Genomic DNA, 6,343 nt, shown 5'->3' with positions numbered 1-6,343 from the left:
CAGCCGCTGCTTCGTCCGCCGCGCCGCCGTCGTCGGCCGCGGTGCTGGCGGCGCCGTCGTCCTGCACGGCCAGCACGTCGCGGCCGCGCTTGAGCATGCGCGTCAGGCCGTCCAGATTCAGGGCATTGCCGTGACCGACCTGGCGCACCAGCAGCGCTTCGATATTCACCGCGCTGTCGTAGGCGCGCGACAGCGCATCGTGGGCGGCGGCCAGCACGTCGGGGGCGACGTCCTGCACCGCGCGTTCGATGGTGTCCATGGCCAGCTTGTCGCCATCCTCGGCCGGCGGCGCTTCGCCGGCCGCGATTTCCAGCGTGCGCAGCGTCAGCGGGCCGAGGCCGGGCATCACCACCAGCGTGGCGTCCCGCAGTTCCTTGAGAACGGTGGCGCTGTCGTTCAGGGCGGCCAGCGAATTGATGCGCAGCGTCGGGTCCATGTTGTCGTCGGCGTCGAGCTCGGGATGGACGCTGTCCCAGCGTTCATCGAGCAGCCGTTCGATCAGACCCAGGGCGCCGGTCATGCCGGCCGCGCCCTGCAGCGCCAGGTTGGCGCGCAACAGGTACACCACCAGGCGCAAGTCCAGGCTGCGCTCCAGCAGCTGGCTGGCGCTGCGCTTGATGGCCTTCCATTCCGGCGGCACGGCCGCGCTGATGGTGTCGCCATATTGCACTTCCGGCTTGCCGAGGACGTCGGTTTCCAACGCGACGAAATCGGGGTCGTACTCGAGGTTGGGACCGCATGGCGCGTCGTCCGCAATCTCGCGTAAAAATTCATCCAGCTCAGCCATTCTCTTACCTAGTTTTGAAATGCAATCTTGCTTGCTTTAATTTTTTCGACGCTCAATATACTCTAAAAAATGGCACAAAAAGCTAGTTTAAGTTTTAACAAATGGAAATTATTTTTCTTGCAAATCCACGTCTGATGTGCATGGCCTTATGCCGCAGGCGTATATGAATTTCCATAACACAATTATCGATTCTTTATCACAACAGTGACGCCCGTCGGTGGCGTAAAAGTTGATCTCACCCGCATATTCCCGGCGTGTTTCTGCTTTACACTTGTCACTTCGTAAGGCATTCATCATTCCATGGACGATTTAAAACAACTTGGGCGATATCAACTGGTGCGCGTGTTGGGACGTGGCGCGATGGGCCTGGTCTATGAAGGCGTGGACCCCAAGCTCAACCGCCGGGTGGCGGTCAAGGTGATCTCCACTTCGCGCATCGACGCCGAGCAGCGGGCCGACTATTCCGCCCGCTTCATCCGCGAGGCGCAATCGGTGGCGCGGCTGAATCATCCCAATATCGTCACGGTCTACGATTTCGGCGAAGAGAACGGCATCGCCTATCTGGTCATGGAATTGATCTCGGGCGAGGAGCTGGGCGACTACTTCGACGAGAACCAGGCGTTTTCGCTGGAATTCACGCTGGACGATTCGGTGCGCATGACCTGCGAACTGCTCGACGCCGTGTCCTACGCCCATCAGCAGGGGGTGATCCACCGCGACATCAAGCCGGCCAACGTGATGCTGAGCGCGCAGCTGCGGGTCAAGCTGACCGACTTCGGCGTGGCCTGCATGGCCAGCGCCGCCAGCGAGGAAGCGGCCATGCTGGTCGGTACGCCCAGTTATATGTCGCCCGAGCAAATCGCCGGCCAGGGCGCCGGACCGAGCTCGGACATCTTCGCGGTGGGCATCATCCTGTACCAGTTCCTGACCTCGCAAAAACCGTTTCGCGGCCAGGGCCTGTTCGCACTGCAGCAGAAGATCCTGTATGAACAACCGGTGCTGCCCAGCCTGCTCAGCCCGGCGCTGGACCCGGTGTTCGACCGCATCGTGCTGCGCGCGCTGGCCAAGCGGCCGGAGGAGCGCTATCCCGACGCCATCAGCTTCCGCGACGAGCTGCAGCGCGCGCTCAAGGGCGAACGCATCGCCGCTGACAACACCATGCCGCCCGGCGTGCACAGCGTGAATCCCTTCCTGCCGCCACTGCCCGCGTGGCGCGGCCCGGACGATGCCGATCCCGATGCGACCCAGGTGATACCGGCGGTGTTCGCCGACGCCGATGCGGACGCGACCCTGATCGTGCCGCCGCGCCAGGGCGCGTTGCGATGAACGGCGCCGACGAGGCGCGGCGCGGCGCCTTCTTCCAGCAGCTGCGGCGCGTAGGCGCCAGTATCGAGGCCACGCACGACATCGACGACATCATGCTCAATCTGTCGGCCGGCATCTGCGAACTGTTCGGCGCGGACCGGCTCAGCATCTACACGCTGAGCGACGACAAGGGCAGCCTGGTGTCCAAGGTCAAGACCGGGCTGACCTCGTTCAAGCAATTGAAATTGCCGGTGTCGGCCGACAGCATCGCCGGCTACGTCGCACTGTCGGGCACGCTGCTGAATCTGCTGGACGTCTACGACGAGGAGGAACTGCGGCGTCACTCGGCCATGCTGCGCTTCCAGCAGGGTGTGGACCGGCGCACCGGCTACCGCACGCGCGAGATGCTGGTGGCGCCCATCGTCTATCCGACCGACGGCAGTCTGGCCGGTGTGATCCAGCTGATCAACAACCGCGCCGGCGGACCGTTCCCGCCCATGGTCGAGGAAGGTGTGCGCCAGCTGTCGCAGATGCTGGGTGCCGCGTTTGCGCGCGCCAGCGAGGCGCCGCGTCACGACCGCGGCCGCTTCGCCGCGCTGATGCCGGAAACGGTGCTGCCGCGCAGCCGGCTGGAACAGGCGCTGCACACCGCCGCCAGCAGCCAGCGCGATATCGAGGACGTGCTGATCGACGATTGCGGCATCAAGACGGTGCTGGTCGGGCGGGCGCTGGCGGACTTCTTTTCGGTGCCCTACTTTACCTTCGACAGCGAGCACCGGCGGCCGGTGCGCTTGCTCGATCAGTTCCGCCAGGACGATGTGCTGCGCCAGCAATGGATGCCGGTGGTCGACGACGGCAACAGCCTGTTCGTGCTGGCGGTGGACCCGCATCAGGCCCGCATCGATGGCACGGTGGCGCAGGCATTCCCCGGCGTGCGGCCGGTATGGTGCGTGACCACGCGGCGCGAGTTTCGGCTGATGGTGGCGCAGTTCTTCAGCGCGCGGGATGGCAAGCCTGGGGACGCTCAGGCATCGCCGGCGTTGGCGGAGCCGGCAGTGGCGTCGGCGATGTCGACCCGGGCGGCGGCAGCGGCGATGCAGGCACCGCTGCAAGGCGGCGCGCTCGGGATCGGAGCCGGCCCGGCGGCGCGGGCCCGGAGCGACAGTCTCCCCGGGCAGGAGACGACTTCGCCGCACGGCGACTTGGCCGGCATCGTCGCCGGGCTGGCGGCGCAGGCGCATGGCCACGGCATCCGCGAGCTGCACATTTCCACGAGTCCCGGCGATGCACCCGGCGAAATCCGCTTTCAGGTCAGCGGCATCCTGCTGCGCGACTGACGGCTTAAGGCGCGCGATAAAACTCCACCTCGACGATAGCTGCGCCGGCGAAGGGCCTCGGTCCAGATGCAGCGGCTAGCCCTCTGATGACAGCTGTCGCGCCAGCCCGGCCCGCCTGGTCGTGCCCAGCAGCACGCGATTGACACCGCCTTCCACCGGCAGTACACCGCCGCCTGGCGCGCGCCTTCGAAGCCGAGGAACACCTTCGTCCGCGCGCCGGGGCGGGCAAGGTGAAATGCTTGCGGTACCAGGCGATACCGGCGGAATGATCGGCGATGTCCTTACTGACGGCATCGTCCTCTTTCCAGGCGCGCGGCGGCGTCTTTGGCATCAATAACTTGATTATCTCTGCATGGCCCGATAGCCGCCGGCAAGACTTCGATTGTAAAAAGCTATCATTAATGTAGCGACCGCGATGATAAAATTGACAACTACAAATTTGGGGCGGCTATGTCTCATACCGTGCAAGAAACCTACCGAGGCTGGGAGATCACGATACGCTGCAGCCATATCGCGAGCAAGGTCGGCCATCCATCCCGATACGCCGCCATGGCGGAGGCTGAGTTGCAGCCAGGCGAAAATCCGGGCGACTGGGTCGATCCAAGAATACAACTGCTGACCACGGGCGGCCGCAGCTTCCTGACCGGCGACGAATGCATAGGCGTCCTGCTGGCGGAGGCAAAGCAGCTCATCGACGCGCTGCGCAAATAACAGGAATTACACGAAACGAAAAAAGCCGACCTGTTGAGGATCGGCTTTTTAAGCAAGTCATTGAAATGACTAAGAATTCTTGGTGCGAAGTGCAAGTTTCGAACTTGCGACCCCTGCAGTGTGAATGCAGTGCTCTACCCCTGAGCTAACCTCGCGTTGAGTGCAAGCATTATAGTGCCCGCCCCCGATTATTGCAAGTCCTTATGCGGCCGCCTGCTGCGGCTCCGGCGGCGCCATCAGCGCGGACCATATGCACTGGCCTTTGACCGCCTTGTCCAGATCCGCCAGCGTGGCCTGATGTGCCGCCAGTTCGTCCGCCGATGCCGGCACGAAGATGATCTCCGCCAGCGCCACCGCCTCCATGCTCTCACTGATGCTGACCACTTCCTCTTCCACATCCATGCCCAGGCTGTTCTGGCCCCGGGTCATGGCCAGGTAGACGTCGGCCAGCAACTCCGAGTCGAGCAGCGCGCCGTGCAGCTTGCGGTGGGCGTTGGAGATGCCGTAGCGGTCGCACAGCGCGTCCAGCGAGTTGCGCTTGCCCGGATGCAGTTCCTTGGCCTGCACCAGGGTGTCGATCACGCCGCTGATGTGCGTCGTGAACTCCGGCAGGTTCAGCAGCTTGAATTCATGGTTCAGGAAACCCAGGTCGAACGGCGCATTGTGGATGATCAGCTCGGCGCCCTGGATATACGCGCGCAGTTGATCGACCACTTCGTGAAAGCGCGGCTTGTCGCTGAGGAATTCGGTGGTCAGGCCGTGCACCGCCAGCGCGCCCTCTTCCGACTCGCGGTCCGGATTCAGGTAAATGTGCAGGTTGTTGCCGGTCAGCTTGCGGTCGATCAGTTCGACGCAGCCGATCTCGATGATGCGGTTGCCCAGCTTGGGGTTGATACCGGTGGTCTCGGTATCGAGGACGATTTGACGCATAGTGTTCTGTCAGAAGTTCAAGCGTTCAAGTATAACAGGCGGCCCGGCTCAACGGCCGCGCGCCACTTCCACGCCCTTGTTGGCCAGCATGTCGGCGCGTTCATTGCCGGGATGGCCGTTGTGGCCGCGCACCCAGCGCCATTCGATGGTGTGCATGGCTTGCGCCGCATCCAGCGCCTTCCACAAGTCGTCGTTCTTGACCGGTTCCTTGGTCGAGGTCTTCCAGCCGCGCGCCTTCCAGCCATGGATCCACTCGCTGATCCCCTTCTGTACGTACTGGCTGTCGGTGTGCAGCACCACGGTGCACGGCCGCTTGAGCGCGGTCAGCGCCTCGATTACCGCCTGCAGCTCCATGCGGTTGTTGGTGGTGTCGCGCGTGCCGCCGAAGATTTCCTTCTCGGCCGCGCCGGCCACCAGCAATGCGCCCCAGCCGCCCAGGCCAGGGTTGCCCTTGCATGCGCCGTCGGTAAAAATTTCAACCTTATCCATCCTGCGTTTCCCGCCTCTTGTTCGTGGCCGGCACCACTGCGGGGGCCGGCGCTTTTTTCCTTGCCCATGCCGGGCCGATCAAATGCATGCCTTTCACGCGCTTGATCGCTTGTATCACGTAGACGCCGCCGAAATACGGCCACCAGCGCGAGCCGGCATTATCCATGAAGTTATAGCGCTTGAGCCAGGTATCGGTGCGGCAAGCCGGCGCGTAGCAGCCGAAGTGCGTCTGGCTGGCGCCCATATTCAACAATTTTAACCAGTCTTTCATGCGCGGCATAGAGATCAGCTCCTCGGTCCGCGGCAAGAACGAGGTGCCGCCGACGCGCCGCAGCACATGGCGCGCGCCCCACAGGCTGGCCGGATTGAAGCCGCAAATGATGAGCTGACCTTCCGGGATCAGCACCCGTTCGACCTCGCGCAGTACCTGGTGCGGATCGGTCGAGAACTCCAGCACGTGCGGCAGCACCACCAGGTCGATGCTCTGCGAGGCGAACGGCAGTTCGGTGTAATCGAGCGTGAGCGCCACCGGCCGCGCCAGCTCCTGTCCGGCACGGGTGCGACGGTCGGCCAGGAGTTTGTACGGCATGCGGCTGGCCGCCAGCGCATCGATTTCCGGCATGCCGATCTGCACCGCATTGTAGCCGAAGATATCCGCTGTCAAATTATCGAGACATCTTTGTTCCCACGCACGCATGTACACTCCTGCGGGCGTTTGCAGCCAGCCTTCCAGCGCTATAATGGATTTCTCCGATCCCGCCTTATCCATGCTTAGCCTTTAGCG

Annotated in this window: 7 protein-coding genes and 1 tRNA gene; 3 read left to right on the top strand and 5 right to left on the bottom strand. The window is 63.4% G+C overall.

Annotation, left to right across the window (positions count from 1 at the left end; genetic code table 11):
- A partial coding sequence (locus tag E4L98_RS20565) for a type VI secretion system protein TssA (RefSeq protein WP_135203408.1) occupies window positions 1–787 on the bottom strand: 787 nt, incomplete at its 3' end.
- 300 nt (window positions 788–1,087) lie between these two features.
- Between E4L98_RS20565 and E4L98_RS20560 the strand changes: the two genes are divergently transcribed.
- From E4L98_RS20560 to E4L98_RS20545, 3 genes are all read left to right on the top strand, one after another.
- Window positions 1,088–2,113 (top strand): serine/threonine-protein kinase, encoded by a 1,026-nt coding sequence (locus tag E4L98_RS20560; protein ID WP_135203407.1) that lies wholly within the window; start codon window positions 1,088–1,090, stop codon window positions 2,111–2,113.
- Window positions 2,110–3,429, top strand: a complete 1,320-nt coding sequence (locus tag E4L98_RS20555; RefSeq protein WP_135203406.1) for a GAF domain-containing protein — start codon at window positions 2,110–2,112, stop codon at window positions 3,427–3,429. Before E4L98_RS20560 ends, E4L98_RS20555 begins: the two co-directional genes overlap by 4 nt.
- 450 nt (window positions 3,430–3,879) lie before the next feature.
- On the top strand, window positions 3,880–4,140 hold the full coding sequence (locus tag E4L98_RS20545) for a hypothetical protein (protein ID WP_135203405.1): 261 nt from the start codon (window positions 3,880–3,882) through the stop codon (window positions 4,138–4,140).
- A gap of 80 nt (window positions 4,141–4,220) precedes the next feature.
- Here the strand turns inward: E4L98_RS20545 and E4L98_RS20540 are convergent.
- From E4L98_RS20540 to E4L98_RS20525, 4 genes are all read right to left on the bottom strand, one after another.
- Window positions 4,221–4,295, bottom strand: a tRNA-Val gene (locus tag E4L98_RS20540).
- Window positions 4,296–4,341: 46 nt separating this feature from the next.
- Entirely contained in the window at window positions 4,342–5,070 is a 729-nt protein-coding gene (dnaQ, locus tag E4L98_RS20535) for a DNA polymerase III subunit epsilon (RefSeq protein ID WP_135203404.1), read from the bottom strand.
- Between the two features lie 48 nt (window positions 5,071–5,118).
- On the bottom strand, window positions 5,119–5,559 hold the full coding sequence (gene rnhA / locus E4L98_RS20530) for a ribonuclease HI (RefSeq protein ID WP_135203403.1): 441 nt from the start codon (window positions 5,557–5,559) through the stop codon (window positions 5,119–5,121).
- A complete protein-coding gene (locus E4L98_RS20525; RefSeq protein ID WP_135203402.1) occupies window positions 5,552–6,328 on the bottom strand; it encodes a class I SAM-dependent methyltransferase in 777 nt (258 codons plus the stop codon). The genes rnhA and E4L98_RS20525 overlap by 8 nt, the downstream gene beginning before the upstream one ends.
- Window positions 6,329–6,343 lie beyond the last annotated feature (15 nt).

It is taken from the genome of Duganella callida (assembly GCF_004614165.1).
Lineage (GTDB): Bacteria > Pseudomonadota > Gammaproteobacteria > Burkholderiales > Burkholderiaceae_D > Rugamonas > Rugamonas callida.
Note: the sequence above shows the minus strand (reverse complement) of the source record. Positions and strands in the feature narration are given on the sequence as shown.

Excerpts from the sequence above, each read along its gene's own strand:
- E4L98_RS20560 (WP_135203407.1), top strand. The coding sequence starts at position 1,088 with ATGGACGATTTAAAACAACTTGGGCGATATCAACTGGTGCGCGTGTTG.
- dnaQ (WP_135203404.1), bottom strand. The coding sequence starts at position 5,070 with ATGCGTCAAATCGTCCTCGATACCGAGACCACCGGTATCAACCCCAAG.
- E4L98_RS20525 (WP_135203402.1), bottom strand. The coding sequence starts at position 6,328 with ATGGATAAGGCGGGATCGGAGAAATCCATTATAGCGCTGGAAGGCTGG.
- E4L98_RS20555 (WP_135203406.1), top strand. The coding sequence starts at position 2,110 with ATGAACGGCGCCGACGAGGCGCGGCGCGGCGCCTTCTTCCAGCAGCTG.
- rnhA (WP_135203403.1), bottom strand. The coding sequence starts at position 5,559 with ATGGATAAGGTTGAAATTTTTACCGACGGCGCATGCAAGGGCAACCCT.
- E4L98_RS20545 (WP_135203405.1), top strand. The coding sequence starts at position 3,880 with ATGTCTCATACCGTGCAAGAAACCTACCGAGGCTGGGAGATCACGATA.